At 63.1% G+C, this 24,007-nt stretch carries 22 protein-coding genes; 6 read left to right on the top strand and 16 right to left on the bottom strand.

All coding sequences use genetic code 11. The annotated features are described in order from the left end of the window. Nucleotides 1-35: 35 nt before the first annotated feature. The 10 genes from ACF8FB_RS00630 to ACF8FB_RS00585 all read right to left on the bottom strand — a co-directional run bounded on the left by ACF8FB_RS00630 (nt 36) and on the right by ACF8FB_RS00585 (nt 10,975). Nucleotides 36-1,223: an ATP phosphoribosyltransferase regulatory subunit gene (locus ACF8FB_RS00630; protein ID WP_010955481.1), complete on the bottom strand. Its 1,188-nt coding sequence runs from the start codon at nt 1,221-1,223 to the stop codon at nt 36-38. A gap of 301 nt (nt 1,224-1,524) precedes the next feature. Next, the gene (gene hflC / locus ACF8FB_RS00625) at nt 1,525-2,394 is read right to left on the bottom strand and encodes a protease modulator HflC (protein ID WP_014592592.1); all 870 of its coding nucleotides are present in this window, start codon (nt 2,392-2,394) and stop codon (nt 1,525-1,527) included. Further along, nucleotides 2,394-3,575 (bottom strand): FtsH protease activity modulator HflK, encoded by a 1,182-nt coding sequence (gene hflK, locus ACF8FB_RS00620; RefSeq protein WP_020192569.1) that lies wholly within the window; start codon nt 3,573-3,575, stop codon nt 2,394-2,396. The genes hflC and hflK overlap by 1 nt, the downstream gene beginning before the upstream one ends. A gap of 96 nt (nt 3,576-3,671) precedes the next feature. Then, entirely contained in the window at nt 3,672-4,973 is a 1,302-nt protein-coding gene (gene hflX, locus ACF8FB_RS00615) for a ribosome rescue GTPase HflX (protein WP_003249534.1), read from the bottom strand. Nucleotides 4,974-4,985: 12 nt separating this feature from the next. Further along, nucleotides 4,986-5,246, bottom strand: coding sequence for an RNA chaperone Hfq (gene hfq / locus ACF8FB_RS00610; protein ID WP_003249532.1), 261 nt, complete (start codon nt 5,244-5,246; stop codon nt 4,986-4,988). A gap of 94 nt (nt 5,247-5,340) precedes the next feature. Beyond that, nucleotides 5,341-6,312 (bottom strand): tRNA (adenosine(37)-N6)-dimethylallyltransferase MiaA, encoded by a 972-nt coding sequence (miaA, locus tag ACF8FB_RS00605; RefSeq protein ID WP_010955483.1) that lies wholly within the window; start codon nt 6,310-6,312, stop codon nt 5,341-5,343. 1 nt (nt 6,313) lies between these two features. Then, nucleotides 6,314-8,212: a DNA mismatch repair endonuclease MutL gene (mutL, locus tag ACF8FB_RS00600; protein WP_010955484.1), complete on the bottom strand. Its 1,899-nt coding sequence runs from the start codon at nt 8,210-8,212 to the stop codon at nt 6,314-6,316. Further along, on the bottom strand, nt 8,212-9,642 hold the full coding sequence (locus ACF8FB_RS00595) for an N-acetylmuramoyl-L-alanine amidase (RefSeq protein ID WP_003249525.1): 1,431 nt from the start codon (nt 9,640-9,642) through the stop codon (nt 8,212-8,214). The genes mutL and ACF8FB_RS00595 overlap by 1 nt, the downstream gene beginning before the upstream one ends. A gap of 11 nt (nt 9,643-9,653) precedes the next feature. Then, nucleotides 9,654-10,127 (bottom strand): tRNA (adenosine(37)-N6)-threonylcarbamoyltransferase complex ATPase subunit type 1 TsaE, encoded by a 474-nt coding sequence (gene tsaE, locus ACF8FB_RS00590; RefSeq protein WP_003249523.1) that lies wholly within the window; start codon nt 10,125-10,127, stop codon nt 9,654-9,656. Further along, nucleotides 10,115-10,975, bottom strand: a complete 861-nt coding sequence (locus tag ACF8FB_RS00585; protein ID WP_350298519.1) for an NAD(P)H-hydrate dehydratase — start codon at nt 10,973-10,975, stop codon at nt 10,115-10,117. The genes tsaE and ACF8FB_RS00585 overlap by 13 nt, the downstream gene beginning before the upstream one ends. Nucleotides 10,976-11,040: 65 nt before the next feature. Here ACF8FB_RS00585 and queG point away from each other — a divergent pair, with 65 nt between their 5' ends. Further along, on the top strand, nt 11,041-12,105 hold the full coding sequence (gene queG, locus ACF8FB_RS00580) for a tRNA epoxyqueuosine(34) reductase QueG (protein ID WP_014754621.1): 1,065 nt from the start codon (nt 11,041-11,043) through the stop codon (nt 12,103-12,105). 139 nt (nt 12,106-12,244) lie between these two features. Here the strand turns inward: queG and ACF8FB_RS00575 are convergent, their stop codons facing one another. Further along, nucleotides 12,245-12,856, bottom strand: a complete 612-nt coding sequence (locus tag ACF8FB_RS00575) for a trimeric intracellular cation channel family protein (protein WP_020193322.1) — start codon at nt 12,854-12,856, stop codon at nt 12,245-12,247. Nucleotides 12,857-12,947: 91 nt separating this feature from the next. Beyond that, a complete protein-coding gene (gene orn, locus ACF8FB_RS00570; RefSeq protein WP_003249514.1) occupies nt 12,948-13,490 on the bottom strand; it encodes an oligoribonuclease in 543 nt (180 codons plus the stop codon). Between the two features lie 152 nt (nt 13,491-13,642). On the opposite strand from orn, the gene rsgA reads away from it, so the two are divergent. Continuing rightward, entirely contained in the window at nt 13,643-14,674 is a 1,032-nt protein-coding gene (gene rsgA / locus ACF8FB_RS00565) for a small ribosomal subunit biogenesis GTPase RsgA (RefSeq protein WP_014592599.1), read from the top strand. 305 nt (nt 14,675-14,979) lie between these two features. Here the strand turns inward: rsgA and motB are convergent, their stop codons facing one another. After that, nucleotides 14,980-16,002: a flagellar motor protein MotB gene (gene motB / locus ACF8FB_RS00560; protein WP_392510800.1), complete on the bottom strand. Its 1,023-nt coding sequence runs from the start codon at nt 16,000-16,002 to the stop codon at nt 14,980-14,982. A gap of 3 nt (nt 16,003-16,005) precedes the next feature. Then, nucleotides 16,006-16,857 carry a flagellar motor stator protein MotA gene (gene motA / locus ACF8FB_RS00555; RefSeq protein WP_003249507.1) on the bottom strand — a complete coding sequence of 284 codons (852 nt, stop codon included), beginning with the start codon at nt 16,855-16,857 and terminating at the stop codon, nt 16,006-16,008. 130 nt (nt 16,858-16,987) lie between these two features. Here motA and ACF8FB_RS00550 point away from each other — a divergent pair, with 130 nt between their 5' ends. Genes ACF8FB_RS00550 through asd form a run of 3 tightly spaced genes read left to right on the top strand, consistent with a single transcriptional unit; the run spans nt 16,988 to nt 20,250 of the window. Next, nucleotides 16,988-18,523 carry an HDOD domain-containing protein gene (locus tag ACF8FB_RS00550; protein WP_010955488.1) on the top strand — a complete coding sequence of 512 codons (1,536 nt, stop codon included), beginning with the start codon at nt 16,988-16,990 and terminating at the stop codon, nt 18,521-18,523. A gap of 44 nt (nt 18,524-18,567) precedes the next feature. After that, nucleotides 18,568-19,377 (top strand): rhodanese-like domain-containing protein, encoded by an 810-nt coding sequence (locus tag ACF8FB_RS00545; RefSeq protein ID WP_392510603.1) that lies wholly within the window; start codon nt 18,568-18,570, stop codon nt 19,375-19,377. A 9-nt stretch (nt 19,378-19,386) separates the two neighbouring features. Further along, the gene (gene asd, locus ACF8FB_RS00540; RefSeq protein WP_003249501.1) at nt 19,387-20,250 is read left to right on the top strand and encodes an archaetidylserine decarboxylase; all 864 of its coding nucleotides are present in this window, start codon (nt 19,387-19,389) and stop codon (nt 20,248-20,250) included. Between the two features lie 73 nt (nt 20,251-20,323). Here asd and serB read toward each other — a convergent pair whose 3' ends face one another. Beyond that, nucleotides 20,324-21,538, bottom strand: coding sequence for a phosphoserine phosphatase SerB (gene serB, locus ACF8FB_RS00535; protein WP_003249498.1), 1,215 nt, complete (start codon nt 21,536-21,538; stop codon nt 20,324-20,326). Between the two features lie 134 nt (nt 21,539-21,672). Here serB and ACF8FB_RS00530 point away from each other — a divergent pair, with 134 nt between their 5' ends. Next, the gene (locus tag ACF8FB_RS00530; protein ID WP_010955492.1) at nt 21,673-23,130 is read left to right on the top strand and encodes an AhpA/YtjB family protein; all 1,458 of its coding nucleotides are present in this window, start codon (nt 21,673-21,675) and stop codon (nt 23,128-23,130) included. A 166-nt stretch (nt 23,131-23,296) separates the two neighbouring features. On the opposite strand, the gene ACF8FB_RS00525 is transcribed toward ACF8FB_RS00530, so the two are convergent. After that, nucleotides 23,297-24,007 carry a membrane integrity-associated transporter subunit PqiC gene (locus ACF8FB_RS00525; RefSeq protein ID WP_019437569.1) on the bottom strand — a complete coding sequence of 237 codons (711 nt, stop codon included), beginning with the start codon at nt 24,005-24,007 and terminating at the stop codon, nt 23,297-23,299.

Below are 24,007 nucleotides of genomic sequence, written 5' to 3'. Positions count from 1 at the left end.
AAACTTGGTTGCCGGCCTGTTGCCGACGCAGAAACTCACTGGGCCAGCGGCAGAACCTGCCAGCGCCCGTCTTGCTGAATCAATTGCCGATCACAATCCGCCTCGAGAGCAGCACTCAACGGCTGGCCAGGCAGAGCCTGAACCACACGCTGGCCCTCGTTGCGCAACTGGCAGACTTGCTGCCAGAGGGCCGCATCGCCACTGTCCGGCATCCAGATGCCGCCAGTTGGCAATACGACCTCCGCTCGCCCCAGTGTGACCAGGGTCTTCAAATCCGTGGAGAAACCAGTGGCCGGGCGCGCCCGGCCAAAGTCGGCGCCGATATCGTCGTAGCGACCGCCCTGGGCGATCGATTGGCCTTCGCCTGGCACAAACACGGCGAACACCACGCCCGTGTGGTAGTGGTAACCACGCAGCTCGCCGAGGTCGAAGTACAGCGGCAGGTCCGGGTAGCGCGACGCCAGGCGATCAGCGATCGCCAGCAGGTCATCCAGCGCCGCCAGCACGCTGGCCGGGGCGCGACCGAGGCGCACGCGGGCTTCAGCCAGTACTTCCCGACCACCACACAGCTCGACCAGGGCGCGCAGCATGCTGCCCAGGTCTTTCGGCAGGTCGGCCGTCAGCGCCTGCACTTCATCGACAGCCTTGCGTTGCATGGCGTCGAACAGCTGCTGTTCGACCGCGCCGGACAGACCGGCGGCACGGGCCAGGCCGCGGTAGATGCCGACATGGCCCAGGTCCATGTGAACATCCGGCACATCGGCCAGTTGCAGCGTGGCGAGCATCAGGCTGATGACTTCGACATCGCTGGTAGGGCTGGCATCGCCGTACAGTTCGGCACCCAGCTGGATCGGGCTGCGCGAGGTGGACAAGGCACGTGGCTGAGCGTGCAGCACGCTGCCGGCATAGCACAGCCGGCTCGGGCCTTCACGGCGCAGTGTGTGCGCATCGATACGCGCTACCTGCGGGGTGAAGTCGGCGCGGAAGCCCATCAGGCGGCCGGACTGCGGGTCCACTACCTTGAAGGTGCGCTGATCCAGGTCCTGGCCGGCGCCGGTAAGCAGCGACTCCAGGTACTCGATATGCGGGGTGACGACCAGTTCGTAGCCCCAACTCTGGAACAGGTCCAACACCTGGCGGCGCGCGATCTCGATGCGCGCAGCCTCAGGTGGCAGTACTTCCTCGATGCCATCTGGCAGCAGCCAGCGGTCTACCGTTGCCATTACGCCATTTCCCCTCTGGTCCGGGCGGCTTGCCAGCAGGCAAACCGTCAGAAAAGCCGGTATCGCGCACAGCAGCGGGCAGCACTGATCCCAGCGCAGCCACCGTACCCGACACCCTCAAATTGCCTTGCGAGCTGACCAAACCGTCAACCGGCGCTGAGCCAATCAACCTTGCAGACGCAAAAAAGCCGGGAAATTTCCCGGCTGCCTCATCATACACCCCTTTTCATTCAGGATGCACCCCGCCTGGTGCATTAGCTGCCAGGCGGGGCGCCGCTGCATGAAAATCAGGGCCTGAGCATCAAGGCCTGCTCTTGTCCAGGTAACGGAAGAACTCGTTCTTCGGATCCAGGACCATCACGTCGCTCTTGCTCGAGAAGCTCTCGCGGTATGCCTGCAGGCTACGGTGGAACGCATAGAAATCAGCGTCCTGGCTGTAGGCCTTGGCATAGATAGCGGCCGCCTGGGCGTCGCCATCACCACGGGTTTCTTCTGCTTCGCGATAAGCCTCGGCCAGCAGCACACGGCGCTGACGGTCGGCATCAGCACGGATACCTTCAGCCAGCTCGTTACCCTTGGCACGGTGCTCGCGGGCTTCACGCTCACGCTCGGTGCTCATGCGGTCGAACACGCTGCGGTTGACTTCCTTCGGCAGGTCGATGGCCTTGACGCGCACGTCGACCACCTCGATGCCCAGTTCCTTGCTCGCCATGCGGTTCAGCGATGCAGTGATGTCAGCCATCAGCGCGTCACGTTCACCGGAAACCACTTCGTGCAGGGTCCGTTTACCGAACTGGTCGCGCAGGCCACTTTCCAGACGACGCGACAGACGCTCGTCGGCGATCTGCTTCATGCCGGACGTGGCGGTGTAGAAGCGTTCAGCGTCCTTGACACGCCACTTGGCATAGGCGTCGACCATCACCGCTTTCTTTTCCAGGGTCAGGAACCGCTGGGTCGGAGCGTCGAGGGTCATCAGTCGGGCGTCGAACCTGCGCACCTGGTTAACGTATGGAATCTTCACGTGCAAGCCTGGCTGAACATCCGCCTCGACCACCTTACCGAAGCGCAGCAGTACCGCACGCTCGGTCTGGGACACGATGTAGAAGCTGTTCCAGGCCACGATGGCCAGGACCACGGCGGCGATCAGGGCGATCAGCGATCTATTGCTCATCAGCGGCTCTCCCTAGTACGCAGCGGCTGCTGTTGCTGTTGCATGTCCTGTGCGGCACGGGCGGCCGCATCGTTGGCCGATGGCGACACGCTGGTGGTTGGCACGGACGGCCTGCGGCTGCCCTCGACCATCTTGTCCAGCGGCAGGTAGAGCAGGTTGCTCTGCCCGTCCTTGGTTGCCACCATGACCTTGCTCGAGTTGCTGTAGACCTCTTGCATGGTCTCCAGATACAGACGCTCACGGGTTACGTCAGGTGCCTTGCGGTACTCGGCAAGCAGCTTGGTGAAGCGGTCTGCCTCACCCTTGGCGCGGGCGATGACTTCGTCGCGGTAACCATTGGCGTCCTCGATGATGCGCTGGGCCTGACCACGGGCTTCCGGCACCACGCCATTGGCATAGGACTCGGCCTGGTTGCGGGCACGCTGCTCGTCTTCGCGGGCGCGGATCACGTCGTCGAAGGCTTCCTGCACTTCACGCGGGGCTGCCGCGCTCTGTACGTTGACCTGGGTAACGGTGATACCGGTACGGTAGGTGTCGAGGAAGCGCTGCAGGCGTTCGCGGATATCCACGGCCATCTGCTCACGACCCTCGGTCAACACCTGGTCCATCGAAGTGGAACCCACCACGTGACGCAGTGCACTCTCGGTCGCGTGCTGCAAGCTCACCTCAGGCTGGTCGACGTTGAGCACGAAGTCCTGCAGGTTGCTGATCTTGTACTGGACGGTCAGCGGCACCTCGACGATGTTCTCGTCTTCGGTCAGCATCTGGCCCTGCTTGGTGTAGGCACGCTCACGCGTGACGTTTTCCATGTACTTGCGATCAAGCGGCGGGAAGTAGATGTTCAGGCCGGGACCGACCGTCTCATAGTACTTGCCGAGGCGCAGCACAACCGCCTGCTCCTGCTCGTCGACCACATACACGGCGCTGTACAGCCAGATTGCAGCCAGCACCGCCAGGCCGATGCCCAGCAGGCCCAGGCCACCGCCCTTGCCGACATTGCGATCACCGCCGCCACGTTTCTTGCTGCCGCCGAACATGCCATTCAGGCTGTCCTGCAGTTTGCGGAAGGCCTCGTCCAGATCCGGTGGACCTTTCTTGTCACCACCGCCGCCACCGCCACCGCGGCGGCCGCCCCAGGGATCCTGATTGTTCGAGTTGCCACCCGGCTCGTTCCAAGCCATAGCGCTCTCCATCTGATAAAGCAAAGACGCGCCCACGGCGCGCCGTCCAATGCTACAGAATGCCTGTCACTGCTGCCCGGCGACCTCGACGAGCATTTATTGCAAAGTGTGTTGCTGGACAAACACTTGCGGCTCCATGCCTTCGCGGCTGACCAGGCGATTCAGTTCGACCATGGGCAGTCGCACGCTCAGCAGGCTGCGCCCTTCTTCATCATGCTCTTCACTCTGCACGGCACCCAAGGCAAAGAATTGCGCGCGCAAGCGGGCAAAACGCTGCTCCAGGCACAGGGTACCGACAAACAGATCATCCCCCAGCAACTCGGCAACCGCCTGGCCAACCAGCTCCAGGCCACGCCCATCGCGTGCCGATACCCAGACCCGTTCCGGCTTGCCATCGGCATTGCGCTGGATCTGTGGCTCGACATCTTCGAGCAAGTCGAGTTTGTTGTACACCTCCAGGATCGGCAACCCCTCGGCACCAATCTCGCCCAACACCGCCAGCACCTGCTCGATCTGCTCCATGCGCTCTGGCTCATGGGCGTCGATCACATGCAGCAGCAGGTCGGAGTTGCTCGACTCTTCGAGCGTAGCCCGAAATGCCTCGACCAGCTTGTGCGGCAGGTGGCGAATGAAGCCTACGGTGTCGGCCAGCACGATCGGCCCCAGGTCGTTGAGCTCGAGCCGGCGCAGGGTCGGGTCGAGGGTGGCGAACAACTGGTCCGCGGCATACACCTCGGATTCGGTCAGGGCGTTGAACAGCGTGGACTTGCCGGCGTTGGTATAACCCACCAGCGACACCGAGGGGATATCCGCGCGCTTGCGCCCGCGACGCGCCTGCTCACGCTGGCTGCGCACTTTCTCCAGGCGCGACTTGATCTGGCGTATACGCACCCGCAACAGGCGGCGGTCGGTTTCCAGCTGGGTTTCACCCGGGCCGCGCAGGCCGATACCACCTTTTTGTCGCTCAAGGTGAGTCCAGCCGCGCACCAGCCGCGTGCTCATGTGCTCCAGCTGGGCCAGTTCGACCTGCAGCTTGCCTTCATGGGTACGCGCCCGTTGGGCGAAGATATCGAGGATCAGCCCGGTACGGTCGAGCACACGACACTCGAACACACGTTCAAGGTTGCGCTCCTGACTGGGCGTGAGGGTGTGATTGAAAATCACCAGGTCTACCTGTTCGGCATGGACCAGGTCGTGCAGCTCTTCGACCTTGCCACTGCCAATCAGGTATTTGGCGGAAGGCTGATGCCTTGTCACCGTGACCAGCGAGACGATGTCGGCACCGGCCGACAATGCCAACTCCTGAAACTCCTGCGGGTCTTCGCGCGCCTCAGGGTTCTGACCTTCCAAGTGAACGAGCAACGCCCGCTCACCACCACCGTGGCGCTCAAAGAACAATGCAGGCTCCTATCAGGCGTTGCCTGGCTCGCTGTCGCCGTGCTCGCTGTCGGTCGGGCTTGGCAGGCGGACCGGACGGGCCGGAACTACGGTCGAGATGGCGTGCTTGTAGACCATCTGGCTGACGGTGTTCTTCAGCAATACCACGAACTGGTCGAACGATTCGATCGAGCCCTGCAGTTTGATACCGTTGACCAGGTAAATGGATACCGGGACCTTTTCTTTTCTCAAGGTGTTCAAGTAAGGGTCTTGTAGCGAATGCCCTTTTGACATATGCCGCACTCCTGTAAGGATAAATAATAGAAAATCAATAAAATCGATAAATTAGGCCGCCCCTTCGCAAGAATAGACGGCAATCAGCAGGGACTCAGCTCAATATGGAGATGGCCCCAAGGTATTTCAAGGTGCGGGACAGATTGTCGCAGGCCAGGCTGTCAAGCCAGTGCACTTCAGGCCAGCCACGCAACCAGGTGAACTGCCGCTTGGCCAGCTGCCGGGTAGCGATGATACCGCGTTCACGCATCTCATTCTCAGTCAGCTTGCCATCCAGGTAATCCCAGACTTGCCGATACCCCACTGCCCGTATAGACGGCAGCCCGGCGTGCAAGTCACTTCTGGCTCGCAGCGATCGGACCTCGTCAACGAAGCCCTGTTCCAGCATCTGCGAAAATCGTAACGCAATTCGCTGATGCAAAATGTGACGATCTGTAGGAGCAATCGCCAAACTGGCGACAGTATAGGGCAAATGTCCGCCGGCGCCTGCGTCTGCGCCGCGACTTTCCGCGAATTGACGCCGACGATGAGCTGTCATGCTCTCGCCACTCACCCGGTATACCTCCAATGCCCGGATCAACCGCTGCGGGTCATTGGGGTGGATACGTGCCGCGGACTCCGGGTCGACTTCGGCCAACTGGCGGTGTAGCTCGGCCAGGCCCAGGGCTTCAGCCTGCGCTTCCAGCTCGGCGCGCACCGTCGCATCGGCGGCCGGCATGTCGGCCAGGCCATCGATCAACGCCTTGTAATAGAGCATGGTGCCGCCGACCAGCAGCGGGATCTTGCCGCGCGCGGTGATCTCGGCCATGGCCTCCAGCGCATCGGCACGGAACTGCGCGGCGGAATAGCTCTGGGCCGGGTCGAGAATGTCGATCAGCCGGTGCGGGTGGGCAGCGAGGACTTCTTTCGACGGCTTGGCCGAACCGATATCCATGCCACGGTAGACAAGTGCCGAATCGACGCTGATCAGTTCACACGGCAGCACTGTGGTCAGTTCGATGGCAAGGTCGGTCTTGCCGGCCGCCGTCGGACCCATCAGGAATATTGCAGGGGGCTTGCCGCTCATTTCATCGACCGCGCAGGAAAAGTTTGTCCAGATCGTCCAGCCCCATCTGAGTCCAGGTAGGACGGCCATGGTTGCACTGGCCGCTGCGCTCGGTGTTTTCCATGTCGCGCAGCAGGGCGTTCATCTCGGGAATTGCCAGACGCCGGTTGGCGCGCACGGCACCGTGGCAAGCCATGGTGCCGAGCAGCTCGTTGAGGTGCGCCTGAATGCGATCACTGGTGCCGTACTCCATAAGGTCGGCAAGCACGTCCTGCACCAGGCGGTTGGCTTCAGCCTGCTTGAGCAAGGCCGGGATCTGGCGAATCGCCAGGGTCTCGGGGCCCAGGCGCTGCAATTCGAAGCCCAGGCGCTGAAACCACTGTGCATGCTCTTCGGCACAGTCGGCTTCACGCTGGCTGAGGGCCAGGGTCTCCGGCACCAGCAGCGGCTGGCCGCTCAGGCCCTCGCTGGCCATGGCCACCTTGAGGCGCTCGTACATTATCCGCTCGTGGGCGGCGTGCATGTCCACCAGCACCAGGCCAACAGCATTCTCGGCCAGGATGTAGATACCCTTGAGCTGCGCCAGGGCATAGCCTAGCGGGGGAATGTCGCCCTGGCTTTCGGGCAGTGCCGTCGCAGGCGCAGCACCTGTTTCCAGCGGCTTATAGAACTCGCGGTACACCGCCTGTGCCTCTGCGGCCGGCAGCGGCTGCGAGGGACGTGGGGTGTATTGATACTGGTAACCGGCGCCGCTGCCACCATTGGAAAACGACTGTTGCGGGGCTCGAGGCTGTTCAAGCACCGGCGAGGCCAGGCGCATTTCACCCTGGGGCCCGAACTCACCGGCCTGCTGGCCGGTGGGGCGAACCAGCTCAGGTACGGCAGCAGGTGCGGCCAGCTGGTCTTCCGGACGTACATCGGCCAAGGCACGGTGCAAGGTGCCATACAGGAAGTCATGCACCGAGCGCCCTTCGCGGAACCGTACTTCATGCTTGGTTGGGTGCACGTTCACATCGACGCCGTTGGGCTCCAGTTCCAGGAACAGCACGAACGTGGGGTGGCGGCCGTTGAACAGCACGTCCCGGTAGGCCTGACGCACGGCATGGGCGACCAGTTTGTCGCGCACTGCCCGGCCATTGACGAAGAAGTACTGCAGGTCTGCCTGGCTGCGCGAGAACGTCGGCAGGCCGACCCAGCCCCAAAGGCGCAGACCGTTGCGCTCGACGTCGATCGGCAGTGCCTGCTCCATGAAGCCCGGGCCGCAGATGGCACCCACCCGCCGTGCACGGGCGATTTCGTCGTGGGCCTCGTGCAGGCTGAGGATGCTCTTGCCATTGTGGCGCAGGTGGAAGCCGACATCGAAACGGGCCAGCGCCAGCCGCCGGATCACTTCCTGCAAGTGATCGAATTCGGTTTTCTCGGCTTTGAGGAACTTGCGCCTGGCCGGGGTATTGAAGAACAAATCGCGCACTTCCACCGAGGTACCGACCGGGTGCGCCGCCGGCTGCACCCGCGGCGTCATGTCGCGGCCTTCGGTTTCTACTTGCCAGGCCTCACTGGCACTGGCGGTACGCGAGGTCAGGGTCAGGCGCGCCACCGAACTGATCGAGGCCAAGGCCTCGCCACGGAAGCCCAGGCTCAATACCCCTTCTAGGTCTTCCAGCTCGCGGATCTTGCTGGTGGCGTGTCGAGCCAGGGCCAGCGGCAGGTCGTCGGCAGAAATGCCGCTGCCATCATCCCGCACCTTCAGCAGTTTGACGCCGCCCTGCTCGACTTCGATATCGATGCGCCGGGCACCGGAGTCCAGGCTGTTTTCCAGCAGTTCCTTGGCCACAGACGCCGGCCGCTCGACAACCTCGCCGGCGGCAATCTGGTTGGCCAGCCGCGGGCTGAGCAACTGAATTCGCGAACCGCCACTCATCATTGCGCGGCCAAGGTTGTGGCGGGTACATCGAGGCGCTGGCCAACCTTCAGCTCATCGGTCTTGAGGCTGTTGATGCTGCGCAGACTGGCCACACTGACCTGGTAACGCACGGCGAGCATCGCCAGGGTTTCGCCAGGGCGTACGGTGTGTTCACGCGGGCCGGCGGCGATCTTGCCGGTGTCACGCAGCCAGGCGATATAGGTGCCAGGTGGTGGGTTCTGCTGGAAGTACTGGTGCACCCCAGTGCGGATCGAACGGGCCAACGCTTGCTGGTGGCTCGACGAGGCCAGCTTGGCTGCTTCGTTGTTGTTCGAGATGAACCCGGTTTCAACGAGGATCGACGGAATATCCGGCGACTTCAGCACCATGAACCCGGCCTGTTCCACGCGCTGCTTGTGCAACGAAGTGACCCGCCCCATGTTGCCCAATACCTTTTGCCCCACGTTGAGGCTGGAGCTGAGCGTAGCGGTCATCGACAGATCAAGCAGCACGCCAGCGAGCATGCGGTCCTTGTCGTCGAGGCTGACATTACCCGCACCACCGATCAGGTCAGAACGGTTTTCCGTGTCGGCCAGCCAGCGCGCCGTCTCGGAGGTGGCTCCACGATCGGACAGGGCGAACACCGAGGCGCCAAAGGCTGCGCGCGACGGGGCCGCGTCGGCGTGAATCGAAATGAACAGGTCGGCGCCTTTCTTGCGGGCGATTTCCGTACGCTTGCGCAGCGGGATGAAGTAATCGCCGGTGCGGGTCAGCTCTGCACGGAAACCTTTTTCGCTGTTGATCTGACGCTGCAGTTCCTTGGCGATCTGCAACACGATGTCTTTTTCGTGCTGGCCACGCGAGCCGGAAGCGCCAGGGTCTTCGCCGCCGTGCCCGGCATCGATGGCAACCACGATGTCACGCTTGCCACTGGGTACCGGTGGCAGCTTGATCGCCGGCTGGGTCGGCGTCACGGGCACCGCGGGCGTTGTTGCAGGCGTTTGTACCGGGGCCGGCGCAGGTGGCGGCGTGCTGGCCGCGATAGCGTCAGCCTCCTGGTCATACAGGTCGACCACCAAGCGGTTGCCGTACTGTGCGTTGGGCGCCAGGGTGAAGCTTTTCGGGGTAACCGACTTTTTCAGGTCGACCACAACCCGAAGGTCGGTTGGCGTACGCTGAGCCGAACGCACACTGCTTATCGGCGTGTTGGAGGTGGCCACATTCAGTGGCGCGGCCAGTGTTGCGCCATTGATGTCGATGACCAGGCGATCGGGTGCGCTCAGGGTGAAGACACTATGCTGCACGGGGCCAGACAGGTCGAAGACCAGCCGCGTGTTGTCCGGTGCGCGCCACAGGCGCATGCTCTTGACTTGAGTGACGGCCAGAGCCTCAACGGTCACCGTTGTCAGCAGCAGCCCAACGATGGCGACCAGTGCGCGTATGCGCATACCTACCCCACTTACTGTTTATAGTGTTCGGCCAGTGCCACGCACCAGGCCTCGCCGCGAGCCCCCTGCGGCGAAAGGTTCAGCGAGCGTCCACTCGCTTGGGGGCTTATGGTAATGGTCAGGTCAGGCTTTGGCAAAACGCCCGCACCCTTTTGTGGCCATTCGAACAGGCACAGCGGGTCGCCCTCGAAATAGTCACGAATGCCCATGAACTCAAGCTCCTCCGGGTCGACCAGGCGATACAGGTCGAAGTGAAAGGCTCGGACCTCGCCGATTTCATAGGGTTCGACCACGGTGAACGTCGGGCTTTTCACAGCACCAGTATGGCCCAGACCGCGGATCAGGCCACGCGACAGGGTCGTTTTACCCGCGCCCAGGTCGCCCTCGAGGAAAATCACGCCGCGACCGCCGGTCACCTCGGCCAGTGCTGCACCGAATTTGACCGTGGCCTCTTCATCGGCCAGAAACAGATTTAAGCCAGACACGCAGAATGCTCCTCCAACAACTCACGAATGGCCGGCGCCAGATCACTGGCCGCCAGGCCTCTACCTTTTTTCCCAAGGCGCTCGCCGGCACAGGCGTGCAGCCACACCCCCAGACAGGCTGCGCCCCAGGCATCCAGGCCTTGGGCCAACAGGGCTGCCAGCACGCCAGTCAGCACATCGCCCAGGCCGGCGCCGGCCATCGCCGGGTGCCCGCGCTCGCACAACGCCAGCTGCCCGCTCGGGGCTGCCACCAGGGTGCCGGCACCTTTGAGTACACAGACGCTGTTATAACGGCGCGCCAGCTTGCGCGCAGCACCAGGACGGTCGGCCTGCACGGCTTCAGTGGCAATGCCCAGCAGCCGCGCCGCCTCCCCTGGGTGCGGAGTAAGGATGCTGCCACTGGGCAGGGCCAGCGGGGTTCGCGCCAGCAAATTCAAGGCATCGGCATCCCACACTTGCGGCCGCTCGGCGTTGGCCACCGCCGACAACAGGCTACAGCCCCACGCCGCCTGCCCCAGGCCGGGTCCGACCACCAGGACCGAGGCGCGCTCCAGCACACCCATCAGTTGGTTGGCCGAACGGACACCCAGGCACATGACCTCGGGCAGGCGCGCCAGGCTGGCCGACACGTGCTCGGGCCGGGTTGCCACGCTGACCAGCCCGGCGCCGCAACGCAGGGCGGCTTCGGCACTGAGCAACACAGCGCCTCCGGTACCCAGGTCGCCCCCGACCACCAGTACATGGCCAAAGTCGCCTTTGTGGGCATGCGCCTGCCGTGCCGGCAGGCGGGCAACCGTCACGCTGCTGAGCAATTGTGGGGCATTACTGGGGTGTTTGGTCTGCGGCATGGGGTCAAAGGCTCCAATGTCTGGCAGAATTATACGCACCTGAGCCCGTATTGCCTTGCCCATCCATGTCCGCCTCTACACCTGACCTCGCCCAACTGGCCCAATCGATCAAGATTTGGGGCCAGGAACTCGGTTTTGCCCATGTTGGCATCGCCGGGGTCGACCTTGGCGAACACGAACACCACCTGCAGCGTTGGCTCGACGCCGGTTATCAGGGTGAAATGGAATACCTGGGCGCCCACGGCAGCAAAAGGTCACATCCCGACCAACTGATCCCCGGCACGGTACGCGTGGTCTCGCTACGTATGGACTACCTGCCCGGCGATACGCAGATGGCGCAGCGCCTTGCCCAGCCCGAGAAGGCCTACGTGTCACGCTACGCGCTTGGCCGGGACTACCACAAGCTGGTGCGCAAGCGCGTGCAGTTCCTCGCCGACCGCATCCAGGAAGCCATCGGCCCGTTCGGCTACCGCGCCTTTGTGGACAGCGCCCCGGTACTGGAAAAAGCCCTGGCCGAACAGGCTGGGCTGGGCTGGATCGGCAAGAACACACTATTGCTCAACCGCAAGGCGGGTAGCTACTTCTTCCTTGCCGAACTGTTCGTCGACCTGCCGTTGCCGGTGGACGAAGCCACCACCAGCGAGCACTGCGGGCGTTGCCAGGCCTGCCTGGACATCTGCCCGACACAAGCGTTTGTCGGGCCCTATGTGCTGGATGCGCGACGCTGCATCTCGTACCTGACCATCGAGCTGAGGGGCGCGATTCCTGTCGAGTTACGCGCAAAGATGGGCAACCGGGTATTCGGTTGCGACGACTGCCAGATCGTCTGCCCCTGGAACCGTTTTGCCAAGCACAGTCAGGAGCAGGACTTCCAGCCACGGCACGGGCTGGAAAATACCGACCTGGCGGCGATGTTCCTGTGGGATGAACGCACCTTCCTGCGCAAGACCGAGGGCGGGCCTTTGCGGCGGGCGGGGTACGAGCGGTTCTTGCGCAACCTGGCGGTGGGATTGGGCAATGCGCCCTCCACGATTCCGGTGATCGAGGCGCTGAAGGCCAGGCGTGACGATGAATCGGAATTGGTGCGCGAGCATGTGGAGTGGGCGCTGGCCCGACACGGAGCTCAATAGCGACCAGCCTCAGAGCATGCGTCATCCTTGTGGGAGCGGGCGCGCCCGCGAAGCAGGCAACACAGGGAATGGCACCACTTCGCCGGTGTTCGCGGGCACGCCCGCTCCCACAAGGGCCATGTTGCGCTTGTAAATTGCGTCACTGCTGGTCGTTGTAGTGGAACTTGGGCATTTCCCAGTGGAAGCGTATCGCCAACAGGCGCAACAGGAAGCCGCCAAACAGAGTCAGCAACATCGCCTGCTCCGCCGGCACCTTGAAATACACGCATCCCAGATAGAACCAGGCCGCCGCGAATGACACGCTGGCATACAGCTCACGGCGGAACACCAGCGGGATGTCGTTGCAGAAGATATCCCGCAGGATCCCGCCAAACACCCCGGTGATCACCCCGCTGATCGACGCCACCAGCATGCCCTGCCCCATCTCCAGCGCCGTCATGCAACCTATCAGGGTAAACGCCACCAGCCCCAGGGCATCGAGCACCAGGAACAGCGAGCGAAGGCGGCGCATCATTGGCGCGATGAAAATGGTCAGCAGCGCCGCAAAACTGGTCAGCACCAGGTACTCCGGGTGCTTCACCCAGGTCAGCGGATAATGCCCGAGCAGCACATCACGCACCGAGCCGCCCCCAAGCGCAGTGACGCAGGCGATCAGCACCACGCCAAACCAGTCCATGCCGCGACGCCCGGCAGACAGCGCGCCAGTCATGGCTTCGGCGGTAATGGCGATAAGGTAGAGCATCAACAACATGGTGCGGGTCCGTGCAGGAAAGGCGCGCAGTCTAACCAGTTGCCCAGGGCACCAAAAGGGGGCGCAGATACAATATCTGCGCCGATTCGACTCACAGCTTGATGAAGTGCTCGCGATAGTGACGCAGTTCGGCGATCGATTCGCGGATATCGTCCAGCGCCAGGTGGGTATTGCCTTTCTTGAAGCTGTCACGCACGTCCGGCGCCCAGCGCGCGGCCAGTTCCTTGAGGGTGGAGACATCCAGGTTGCGGTAGTGGAAGTAGTTTTCCAGGTTGCGCATGTGGCGGTAGAGGAAACGACGATCCTGGCAGATGCTGTTGCCGCAGATCGGCGACTTGCCTTTAGGCACCCACTGCTCGAGGAAGGCGATGGTCTGCGCCTCGGCTTCGGCCATGCTGACCTTGCTCTCGCGCACGCGCTGGGTCAGCCCCGAAGCGCCATGGGTGCGGGTGTTCCACTCGTCCATGCGCGCCAGCACTTCGTCACTGTGGTGGATGGCGATCACCGGGCCTTCGGCCAAGGTATTGAGCTCGCTGTCGGTGACGATGGTGGCCATTTCGATGATGACGTCGCTGTCCGGATCCAGGCCGGTCATTTCCAGGTCGATCCAGATCAGGTTCTGTGGGTTTTGCATGCAGGGGCTCCTCATATAGGCGGTCATATTAGCCTAGTGGCCAAGGCACGCCCATTCACGGCACAAAGGTGAGCAGAATAGTCCAGCGGCGGGCGTGCTAAACTGCCTGCCGTTTTCAATGCCCCACGCCGGGCCTCTCTTACGGTACCTTCATGGCCAAACGCCAGCTCAATCGCCGCCAAAACTGGCGGATCGAAAAAATCCAGGGCGAGCGCGCCGCTCGCGCGGCCAAACGCGAGCAGCATGCACTGCAGGAACTGGAAGGTGGCGATCTGGGGCCGGAACAACTGGGCCTGGTGATCGCGCACTTCGGCGTGCAGGTAGAAGTTGAAGCTCAGGATGGCGAAACCGCAGGCCAGGTGTTCCGCTGCCATTTGCGCGCCAACCTGCCAGCACTGGTCACCGGCGACCGTGTCGTGTGGCGTGCGGGTAACCAGGGCATCGGCGTGATCGTGGCGCAGATGCCGCGCAGCACCGAACTGTGCCGGCCGAACAACCATGGTCAACTCAAGCCGGTGGCAGCCAACGTCGACCTGATCGTGATCGTGTTCGCCCCGGCGCCGGAGCCGCACCCGAACCTGATCGACCGCTATCTGGTAGCGGCCGAGCACGCCGGCCTGCGCCCGCTGCTGCTGCTGAACAAAGCCGACCTGATCAACGACGAGAACGGCCCCGGCCTGCATGCGCTGCTGGAGGTCTACCGCGAACTGGGCTACCCGCTGCTGGAAGTATCGGCTCACCAGGGCGACGGCATGCAGCGCCTGCAGCAACAACTCGACGGCCATATCAGCGTGTTCGTCGGCCAGTCGGGGGTGGGCAAGTCGTCGCTGGTCAACAGCCTGCTGCCAGACGCCGGCACCCGCGTCGGCGACTTGTCGGAATGGTCAGGCCAAGGTACCCACACCACCACCACGGCGCGGCTGTACCACTTCCCCAACGGCGGCGACCTGATCGACTCGCCGGGTATCCGCGAATTCGGCCTTGGCCATGTCAGCCGCGACGACGTGGAGGATGGCTTCATCGAGTTCCGCGACCTGTTCGGCACCTGCCGCTTCCGCGACTGCAAGCATGACCGCGAACCGGGCTGCGCGCTGCTCAAGGCACTGGAAGAGGGGCGCATCAAGCCGCAGCGCATGAACAGCTACCGCTCGATCATCGCCAGCCTGGCAGAAGACAGCTACTGAAACGCTCGAATTGAAAGTTGCCGCGATCCCTTGTATGAGCGGGTTTACCCGCGAATACGGTGGCGACTGCAACGGTGAACGGCGGGTGGAAATTGGCCAGCAGGTCCGGCCCTTTCGCGGGTGAACCCGCTCCTACGACGGCCTGCGCCCAATCACCGATGTGTATGTAGCGGCTTTAGCCGCGAACACCGGCAACGCCGGTGCCATTCACCGCGCTGGAGGCTTCGCGGGTAAACCCGCGCCTACAGTGATCGCGCCAGCGTTCAGGTGTTGGGTAGCACAGTTGCCCACCCCCAAAAAGCCGCTTACTGCTCCTTGGCTTCATCCATCTTCAGCGTGCCATCTTCAAAGATGTTCAGCTTCTGGCGCAGCTCACGCGGTTGCATCGGTGGCTGTTCAGTTGCCACTGGGGCAGCCGGTGCCGAAGCCCCTGGCGCTGCAGGAGCAGTTGGCGCAGCTGGCGGTGTTTCCGGCGCACCCTGCTCACCTTCGATATTGCGCTGGGCTTTCTTGGTCAGCACGATGATGTCGATACGGCGGTTGACCGGGTTGAACGGGTCCTTGCGGTCGAACAGTGACGACGAGGCGTACCCCACCACCCGTGCCACCTGGCCGTCCGGATACCCCCCCGCCACCAGGGCACGCCGCGCGGCGTTGGCGCGGTTGGCCGACAGCTCCCAGTTACCGTACTCGCCAGTGCCAGCATACGGCTTGGCATCGGTATGGCCGCTGATGCTGATCTTGTTCGGCACCGCCTTGATGGTGTCGGCCATGGCCAGCAGGATATCTTCGAAGTAGGGCTGCAGGCGCGCGCTACCGATGTCGAACATCGGTCGGTTCTCGGCATCCATGATCTGGATGCGCAGGCCGTCCTGGGTGATTTCGAACAGGATCTGGTCCTTGAACTTCTGCAGTTGCGGGTTCTCTTCCACCTTGTTCTGCAGTTCCTGCAGCAGCAGCTCCAGACGCTCGCGCTCGACCTGCTCGGCCATGGTCTCGACCTGGTCCTTGCTCAGCTGAGTGGGGGACTGCTGCGTCGGCTCGGTCTTCACTTCCGGATTGATGGTTTTGTCCGGCGCCATCTCCGGTGAACCACCCAGGTCGATGACATAAGGCGTGCCACTCTCGGAGAAACCGATAGGGTCCTGGAAGTACCCGGCAATGGCGATCTTCTGCTCAGGCGTGGCCGTGGACAACAGCCACAGCACCAGGAAGAACGCCATCATCGCCGTGGCGAAGTCGGCAAAGGCGATTTTCCAGGCGCCACCATGGTGGCCGCCGCCAAAGCGCTTGACGCGCTTGACGATGATGGGCTGATTGTTCTCCATGACTCAGCGACCGCGAACCGCTTGTTCCAGTTCGGCGAAGCTTGGGCGGTGCTTGGGGTACAGCACCTTGCGCCCGAACTCGACCGCCAGCGAAGGAGGCATGCCCGACGCCGAGGCCACCAGCGAAGCCTTGATCGATTCGTAGAGGTTCAGTTCTTCCTTGGCATCGTGCTCCAGGCACTTGGCCAAAGGGCCGAAGAACCCGTAAGCCGCCAGAATACCGAAGAAGGTACCCACCAGCGCCGCACCTACGTGCATGCCGATGGCCGCCTGATCGCCATCGCCCAGCGAGGCCATGGTCACCACGATACCCAGTACCGCCGCAACGATACCGAACCCGGGCATACCGTCGGCGATGCCGGTCACCGCGTGGGACGGGTGCTCCAGCTCTTCCTTCATGCTCAGCAGTTCCATGTCGAACAGGCCCTCGAGCTCGTGCGGGGCCATGTTGCCGGTGGACATGATGCGCAGGTAATCGCAGACGAACGCGGTCATGCGCTCATCGGCCAGTACCGTCGGGTACTTGGCGAAGATCGGGCTGGCAGCGGCGTCCTCGATGTCGGCCTCGATGGCCATCATGCCTTCGCGACGGCTCTTGTTGAGGATTTCGTAAACGAGGCCCAGCACCTCCAGGTAGAAGGCATGGCTGAAGCGCGAGCCGAACATCTTCATCGACTTCTTGATGACGTGCATGGTCATGTGGCCAGGGTTGGCCTGCAGGAATGCACCAAAGGCCGCACCGCCGATGATCAGTACTTCGAACGGCTGGATCAGCGCTGCGATCTTGCCGTGGGAGAGCACGTAGCCGCCGAGCACGCTCGCGAATACGACGATGATGCCGATAATTTTAGCCATAGGTTCAAAGCACTTGCTGTCGTGGTCAGGGGAAGAGACGGGAGCTTTAAAACTCTTCTTCTACTTATCGGCAGAACTGCGCCAGACTATAGCCACTCAATGCGAAAAGCCAGTTCGGACTGATGTCAAAATGCCAATTGAAACCAAGGTGCCCACTCAGGCCCCGCGTACGCTAGAGGCCTGGGTAAAGCTGCTCGAGAGTGTTCGCATCCCCGTGCCGAAGCACAGCTACGACCGGGTCATGGCTGCCATCCACGATAGCCGTCGCTCGCTGCGCGATATCGCCGAACTGATGCAGGATAGCCCGGCACTGGTGCTGTCAGTGATGCGCGAAGCCAATCACCCCACCAATGCCAGCCTTGCCGAACCCGCCGAAAGCCTGGAGGTTGCTCTCAACCGCCTGGGCCTGGAGCGCAGCGAGCAGCTTCTCAAACGCCTGCCGGCGCTGCCCGTGGAGGAAATTCCGCCGGTACTGTGCCAGTTCCAGATGATCAGCCAGCATGCGGCACAGCAAGCCAGCGGCCTGTTCGCCAGCCGCCTGGCACGGCTGTGGCAAGAGATTCACTGGGGCAGCCTGCTGTTCCTGTCGCCACTCTGGCCACTGGCACTGGCCTACCCCAAGCTGCTCGACACCTGGGAGCTGCGGGTTATCCACAAAGGTGAAGACGCCGCCCACGTCGAGGAAGAACTGTTTGGCGTGCGCATCATGGCGCTGTGCCAGACCATGGCCGAGTATTGGCGCCTGCCCCAGTGGGTCACCCAGGGTTATCGCCTGCTGCTGGAAGAGCGCGAGCAACTGGCCCAGGTGCTGAATATCGCCCGCGACGAAGACCTGCTCAGCCAGCAACACCGCATGGATGCCGAGCCCGGTCTGCGGCGCTGGTTCAACCAGCCGGCCAATACCGTACTGCTGGCCAACAACCTGGCCCTGGCGGCACAGGTCGGCTGGGACAACCCGCATCTGCTGCGCTGGCAACTGCTGACCGCGCTGTACCTGCAAACCTCGCTGGAAGACGTGCAGCAGCAGGTGCACCAGCAGGCGGCCGCCAGCGCCCGCCGCCACGCCCGGCACGCCCTGTTCCACCCGGCCGAGGCCTTGATCTGGCCGTGGCACCAACGCCGCCCTCACCCGGACATGCTGGCCCCGCCACCGCCCAGCAGCGACGACCTGGCACGCTGGCGCACATTGTGCCAGCACCTGCTGGCCCAACCCAGCCCGTTCACCAACGCCGTGCACCTGGCCACCCAGGCCCAAGAAGCCCTGCTGGCCTGCGGCATGCAACGCATCATGCTGCTTAGCCTGGACAAGGCCAGCGACTACCTGCGCGTGCAGCAAATTGCCGGCCTGCCCAAGGAGGCCGGTGCCCTGGCCCTGCAGGTATCGCAGAACAAACTGCTGCAAAAGCTGCTGAGTCAGGCCGGGCAGCTGCGCATCACACCGGAAAACCACAGCCAGTTCTCGGCGCTGTTGCCCGCCCCGCTGCGCACCTTGTTCCGCAGCGAACATGTACTGCTTCGCTCGCTGGCAGCCAACGACCAGGTGCTGATGCTGTTGGTGGCCGACCAGGGCTGCCGGCCTTTGGCGGATATCAGCGTGCAAGCCTTCGGCAAGACCGCACAATGCATCGAGCGGGCCTTGTCGGTGTTTACCAACCGCAAGGGTTGAGCCTTGCGCTACAATCGCCCCTCTTTCCACACTGGAGACCGTGGATGACCGACTTTTCCGGCCTGCCCCTGGTGATCGAAGCTGCAGACCTGCTGCCACGCCTGGATTCGCCGCAGCTGATCCTGGTCGACCTGAGCAGCGCCAACCGCTATGTCAGCGGGCATATCCCCGGCGCACGCTTTGTCGAAGGCAAGCGCACCCAGCTCGGCCAGCCCCCGGCGCCCGGCCTGCTGCCAGCCCTGGGCGAGCTCGAAAAACTGTTCAGCGAACTCGGCCACCGCGCCGATGCCGTGTATGTGGTGTACGACGATGAAGGCGGCGGCTGGGCCGGGCGCTTCATCTGGCTGCTCGATGTCATCGGCCACAAGCGCTACCACTACCTCAATGGCGGTATCCAGGCCTGGCCGGCAGACAAACTGTCCACCGCAGTGCCTGCCATTGGCAGCGCCCCGGTGCACCTGCACATAGACAGCGCACCCACTGCCACCCGCGAGTACCTGCAAAGCCGCCTGGGCGCCGATGACCTGGTCATCTGGGACGCACGCGGCCCGCAGGAATTCAGCGGCGAAAAAGTGCTGGCAGCCAAAGGCGGCCACATCCCCGGCGCGATCAACTTCGAGTGGACCGCCGGCATGGACCTCAACGACCACCTGCGCATTCGTCAGGACATCAAACAAGTCCTCGAGCAACTGGGCATCACCCCTGACAAGGAGGTGATCACCCACTGCCAGACCCACCGCCGCTCCGGTTTCACTTACCTGGTGGCCAAGGCCCTCGGCTACCCACGCGTCAAGGCCTACGCCGGCTCGTGGAGCGAATGGGGCAACCACCCGGACACGCCTGTAGAAGTCTAAGGAACCTGCATGAAATCCCGTCTGTTCATCATCAGCCAGTACCTGCTGCCGCACCACCTGCTGTCGCGGCTGGCCGGCTGCATCGCCGAGTGCCGCGTGCGCTGGTTCAAGAACGCCTTCACCGCATGGTTCGCCAAGCGCTACCAGGTGAACATGAGCGAGGCGCTGGTCGAAGACCTGAGCGCTTACGAGCACTTCAATGCGTTCTTCACCCGCGCCTTGAAACCTGGTGCCCGTCCGCTGGACGAAACCCCGGGCGCCATCCTGTGCCCGGCCGACGGTGCGGTCAGCCAGCTTGGCCCGATCGAGCACGGTCGTATCTTCCAGGCCAAAGGCCACGGTTTCAGCGCGCAAGAGCTGCTGGGCGGTGATCCGGCCATGGCCGCGCCGTTCATGGGCGGCGAGTTTGCCACCATCTACCTGTCGCCCAAGGACTACCACCGCGTGCACATGCCGCTGGCCGGCACCCTGCGCGAAATGGTCTATGTGCCGGGCCGCCTGTTCTCGGTCAACCAGACCACTGCAGAGAATGTCCCCGAGCTGTTCGCTCGCAACGAGCGTGTGGTCTGCCTGTTCGATACAGAGCGTGGGCCAATGGCTGTGGTACTGGTCGGCGCGATGATCGTCGCTTCGATCGAAACGGTATGGGCCGGGCTGGTCACGCCGCCCAAACGTGAGCTGAAGACCTTCCGCTACGACGAAGCCAGCCGCACGCCGATCCACCTGGAGAAAGGTGCCGAACTAGGCCGCTTCAAGCTGGGTTCGACCGCCATCGTGCTGTTCGGGCCGGAGCAGGTAAAGTGGGCTGAAAGCCTGGGTGCGGGTTCTGCAGTGCGCATGGGGCAGCAGCTGGCGGCGCCTGTGCAGGCTTGATTCGAGCCATATGAAAAAGGCCCTGCAGAGGCAGGGCCTTTTTCGTTGGGCCATGCGGCCCCAGATTCACGGATCAGCCGCGGGCGTCGCGATCACGCAGGCCCAGCAGATACAGCACCCCGTCCAGCCCCAAGGTGGAAATCGCCTGCTTGGCCGACTGGCGCACCAGCGGCTTGGCACGAAACGCCACGCCCAAACCGGCCAGCGACAGCATCGGCAGGTCATTGGCACCATCGCCCACGGCGATGGTCTGCTCCAGTTGCAAGCCTTCGTCGCTGGCCAGCTTCTTCAACAAATCGGCCTTGCGCTGGGCATCGACAATCGGCTCAACAGCCACGCCCGTCACCTTGCCATCGACCACTTCAAGTTCGTTGGCGAACACATAGTCGATACCCAGGCGCGCCTGCACCTGACGAGCGAAATAGGTAAAGCCACCGGACAGAATCGCGGTCTTGTATCCCAGGCGCTTGAGCTCGGCAAACAGGTTCTCGGCACCCTCGGTCAGGCGCAGCGATGCCCCGATCTCGTCCAGTACCCCCACATCCAGGCCCTTGAGCAGCGCCATGCGCTCTTTGAAGCTGGCGCGGAAGTCCAGTTCACCGCGCATGGCGCGCTCGGTGATCGCCGCCACCTGCTCACCCACACCCGCCGCCTTGGCCAGTTCGTCGATGACTTCGGCCTCGATCAGCGTGGAGTCCATGTCGAACACCGCCAGGCGGCGGTTACGGCGGAACAGATCGTCCTTCTGGAAGGCGATGTCGACGCTCAACTCTTCAGCCAGGGCAAAGAAGTCGGCACGCAGGGCCTGGGCATCGCTCGGCACACCGCGCACGGAGATCTCGACGGCTGCCTTGCCCTTGTCGGTTTCGGCATCCAGTGCCACCCGGGCCGACAGGCGCTCGATACGCTCGATGGTCAGGCCGTACTGGCTGATCACCGCACTCACCCGCTGCAGTTGCTCGGGAGTGATCTTACGGCTGAGCAGGGTAACGATGTGGCGCGCTTCGCCATGCCCATCAGCCCAATGCTGGTAGTCCGCCTCGGAAATCGGCGTGTAACGGGCCTGCAGGTTCAGTTCGTGGGCTTTAGCCTGCACGCTTTGCAACAGCGCGGTAGCCACTTCGTTGTCCGGGATGTCGACCAGGATGCCAAACGACAAGGTGCCGTGCATGACCGCCAGGCCGATGTCGAGGATACTCACACCGCCCTGTAGCAGGACGCCGGTGATAGCCGCAGTGAGACCGGGACGGTCCTCACCGGTGATGTTGATCAGGACGATTTCGCGCACAACCTGGCTCCGACTTCGATGAAAAATGCGCATTCTACCGATTTTCCATGACCATCGGGCGCCAACGATACTTTGCCGACAAAACCCGGCTCGCTATACTCCCCCCACTTTCATGCCATTAAGAGCCGAGCTCTGTGAACCGGCCCACGCCAGTCAAACCAGACAATTTCTTCCTGATGATCTATCGCGCCCTGAGTCAACGTCGTGTGCCGCTGGCACTGCGCATCGCCTGCACCAACATTTTCCTGGTGGCGCTGGCGCTGGTGATCTACGCCTGCGTGATGGGCCTGCAGTTCAAGCAGGCCATGCATGAGCAGGCCGATGCCTTGGGCCAGAGCCTGACCACCCAGACTGCAACATCGGCCACCGAGCTGCTGGTGTCCAACGACATCCTCAGTCTCAACGTGCTACTGGGCAACCTGGTTAAAAACCCGCTGGTGGCCCATGCGGCAATCTACAGCGTGGATAACCGTATCCTCGCCGAAGCCGGCCAGCGCCCGCGCAATAGCCTGCTGGGCGAGGCCGAAGGCCTGTACCAGACCAAAATCACGTTCCAGGACGTGACGGCCGGGCAGCTGCGCATAAGCCTGGACATGAGCCAGTTCCAGCAGCCGATGCTGATCAGCCTGCAGAGCATGGGCATTCTGGCCGCCATCCTGCTTACCCTGGCCTTGGCCCTCAGCTTGCGTCAGGGTCGCTTTATCACCCTGCCACTGCTGCAACTGCGGGTATGGCTGCGCGACCCGCAGCCCTATACCCCGGCCACCGACCGCCAGGACGAGATTGGCGACATCGCCCGCCAGCTGCATGCACGCCTGGCCCCGCCTCCGCCCCCGGAGCCGGAGCCCGAGGAAGACGACGACGAGCAGTTCGACGACCTGCACGCAGCGGCCCCGGCACCCAAGGCCGCACCGCGCGCCAAGGTTGCCCTGGAAGACGAGGATGACGACGAAGCCTTCGCCGGCCTGCTGGACGACGACACTGCCCCCAAAGCCGCCGCAGAGGTCGAGTCCGACGAGCCGCAGTACAGCGCTGTGCTTGCCGTGCAGCTGGGCTCGCAGGAGCAACTGCGTCGCCTGCCACGCACACGCCTGGCCGAGCTGACCGAGCGCTACCGTGATTGCCTGGAGCACGCGGCCTCGCTCTACGACGGCGAAACGCACACGCTGAACGACGGCAGCACCCTGGTGCTGTTCCACAGCCGCGAGTGTGGCGAGGACTACCTGACCAACGCCATTTGCTGTGGCGAACTGTTGCGCGCCCTGGGCCACGCCCTGCAGATCGAGGTAGCTGACAGCGGCATTACCTTGCAACTGCAGCTAGGCCTGGTCTTGGGCAACGACCTGCATGGGCTGGAACTGGTTGACCTGCTGATGGCCGAGAAGGTCCAGGATGCCCTGGCGTTGTCGCAGCACAGCCGCAACCTGTTGCTGGTGGAGCGGCAGATCAACGATGACGCCCTCATTCGCCAGCGTGCACGTATTCGCCCGATCGCCAGCCCCGAAGGCGCCTGCTGTGTGGAGCGACTTATGGAGCCCTACCCGTCAATGCTGGAACGGCAACTGGCGCGCATGCATGAGCACCGCGCCTGACAGGTAGACGCGACATCTACAGCGCATGTCTTGAGCCAGGCTGGTTTCCTTGCGATCACCTGCCTGGCGCAAGATCCAGCCAATAGCGCAAACCCGCTCCTACGAAGACCGGCAGATACAAAAAAGCCCGCAGCGAATGCGGGCTTTGTCGTATCTGGCCGTTTGATCAGAACCGATAAACTTCCATATCGGTGCGAATCGGCGAGGCCATCGGGATTTTGGGTTTCTCCGGCCCCTTCTTCACCTGCGTCGGTGCAGCGGGCTTTTTCGGTGCTTCTTCGGCAATCGCCGGCTGGTTGGCCAGCGGCTTCACCGCCGTGCTCAGCTGTTCCGCCAGCTTCTGCAGCAGTTGGCCCTGAGCCTGCACCTGCGACGACTCACTGCCCTCGTGCTGCTGCTCGAGGTGGATGATACGGTTGTCACGCACATGGCCACGGCGGTCAAGCAGACGCCACTGGGCATCCAGGATGGCCGGCTGGTTCTTGCCAGAATCCAGGCGTGTGATCGACAACAGCACTTGTACGTCCGGGCTGAAGCCTGCGGTCGCCGGGGCCAGTACTACGCGTTGGCTGTCCAGACGCCAGGCCAGTTGACGCACCAGCAGCTGGTCGATATCCGATGAAAGGCTGCCAGCCCAACGACCGTCGGTCGCCGCGCTCAGGCTGCCATCAGGTTGACGCTGCAGGAATGTCTCACGCTGAAGGTAATCGGCCACCGATACCGGGCCGAGTACCACGGCCATGCCCGCACTCTGCGACGGCTGGCCAGGATCACCACTGTCGAGCTGATACAGGGCAACCGGCTGATGCATGGTGCACCCGCCAAGGCCCAGCAGGCCAGTCATCAACAGCGCAAATGGAAGGCGCAGAAATTTCAT

The sequence above is a fragment of the Pseudomonas sp. yb_2 genome (genome assembly GCF_043103905.1).
GTDB classification, from domain to species: Bacteria; Pseudomonadota; Gammaproteobacteria; order Pseudomonadales; family Pseudomonadaceae; genus Aquipseudomonas; species Aquipseudomonas alloputida.
The sequence above is the reverse complement of the archived record's forward strand: the minus strand, read 5'-3'. Positions and strand labels throughout refer to the sequence as shown.

Bases quoted from the DNA above. Each gene is read 5' to 3' on its own strand.
- ACF8FB_RS00630 (WP_010955481.1), bottom strand. From the start codon at position 1,223: ATGGCAACGGTAGACCGCTGGCTGCTGCCAGATGGCATCGAGGAAGTA.
- hflC (WP_014592592.1), bottom strand. From the start codon at position 2,394: ATGAGCAATAGATCGCTGATCGCCCTGATCGCCGCCGTGGTCCTGGCC.
- hflK (WP_020192569.1), bottom strand. From the start codon at position 3,575: ATGGCTTGGAACGAGCCGGGTGGCAACTCGAACAATCAGGATCCCTGG.
- hfq (WP_003249532.1), bottom strand. From the start codon at position 5,246: ATGTCAAAAGGGCATTCGCTACAAGACCCTTACTTGAACACCTTGAGA.
- miaA (WP_010955483.1), bottom strand. From the start codon at position 6,312: ATGAGCGGCAAGCCCCCTGCAATATTCCTGATGGGTCCGACGGCGGCC.
- mutL (WP_010955484.1), bottom strand. From the start codon at position 8,212: ATGAGTGGCGGTTCGCGAATTCAGTTGCTCAGCCCGCGGCTGGCCAAC.
- ACF8FB_RS00595 (WP_003249525.1), bottom strand. From the start codon at position 9,642: ATGCGCATACGCGCACTGGTCGCCATCGTTGGGCTGCTGCTGACAACG.
- ACF8FB_RS00585 (WP_350298519.1), bottom strand. From the start codon at position 10,975: ATGCCGCAGACCAAACACCCCAGTAATGCCCCACAATTGCTCAGCAGC.
- queG (WP_014754621.1), top strand. From the start codon at position 11,041: ATGTCCGCCTCTACACCTGACCTCGCCCAACTGGCCCAATCGATCAAG.
- ACF8FB_RS00575 (WP_020193322.1), bottom strand. From the start codon at position 12,856: ATGTTGTTGATGCTCTACCTTATCGCCATTACCGCCGAAGCCATGACT.
- orn (WP_003249514.1), bottom strand. From the start codon at position 13,490: ATGCAAAACCCACAGAACCTGATCTGGATCGACCTGGAAATGACCGGC.
- rsgA (WP_014592599.1), top strand. From the start codon at position 13,643: ATGGCCAAACGCCAGCTCAATCGCCGCCAAAACTGGCGGATCGAAAAA.
- motB (WP_392510800.1), bottom strand. From the start codon at position 16,002: ATGGAGAACAATCAGCCCATCATCGTCAAGCGCGTCAAGCGCTTTGGC.
- motA (WP_003249507.1), bottom strand. From the start codon at position 16,857: ATGGCTAAAATTATCGGCATCATCGTCGTATTCGCGAGCGTGCTCGGC.
- ACF8FB_RS00550 (WP_010955488.1), top strand. From the start codon at position 16,988: ATGCCAATTGAAACCAAGGTGCCCACTCAGGCCCCGCGTACGCTAGAG.
- ACF8FB_RS00545 (WP_392510603.1), top strand. From the start codon at position 18,568: ATGACCGACTTTTCCGGCCTGCCCCTGGTGATCGAAGCTGCAGACCTG.
- asd (WP_003249501.1), top strand. From the start codon at position 19,387: ATGAAATCCCGTCTGTTCATCATCAGCCAGTACCTGCTGCCGCACCAC.
- ACF8FB_RS00525 (WP_019437569.1), bottom strand. From the start codon at position 24,007: ATGAAATTTCTGCGCCTTCCATTTGCGCTGTTGATGACTGGCCTGCTG.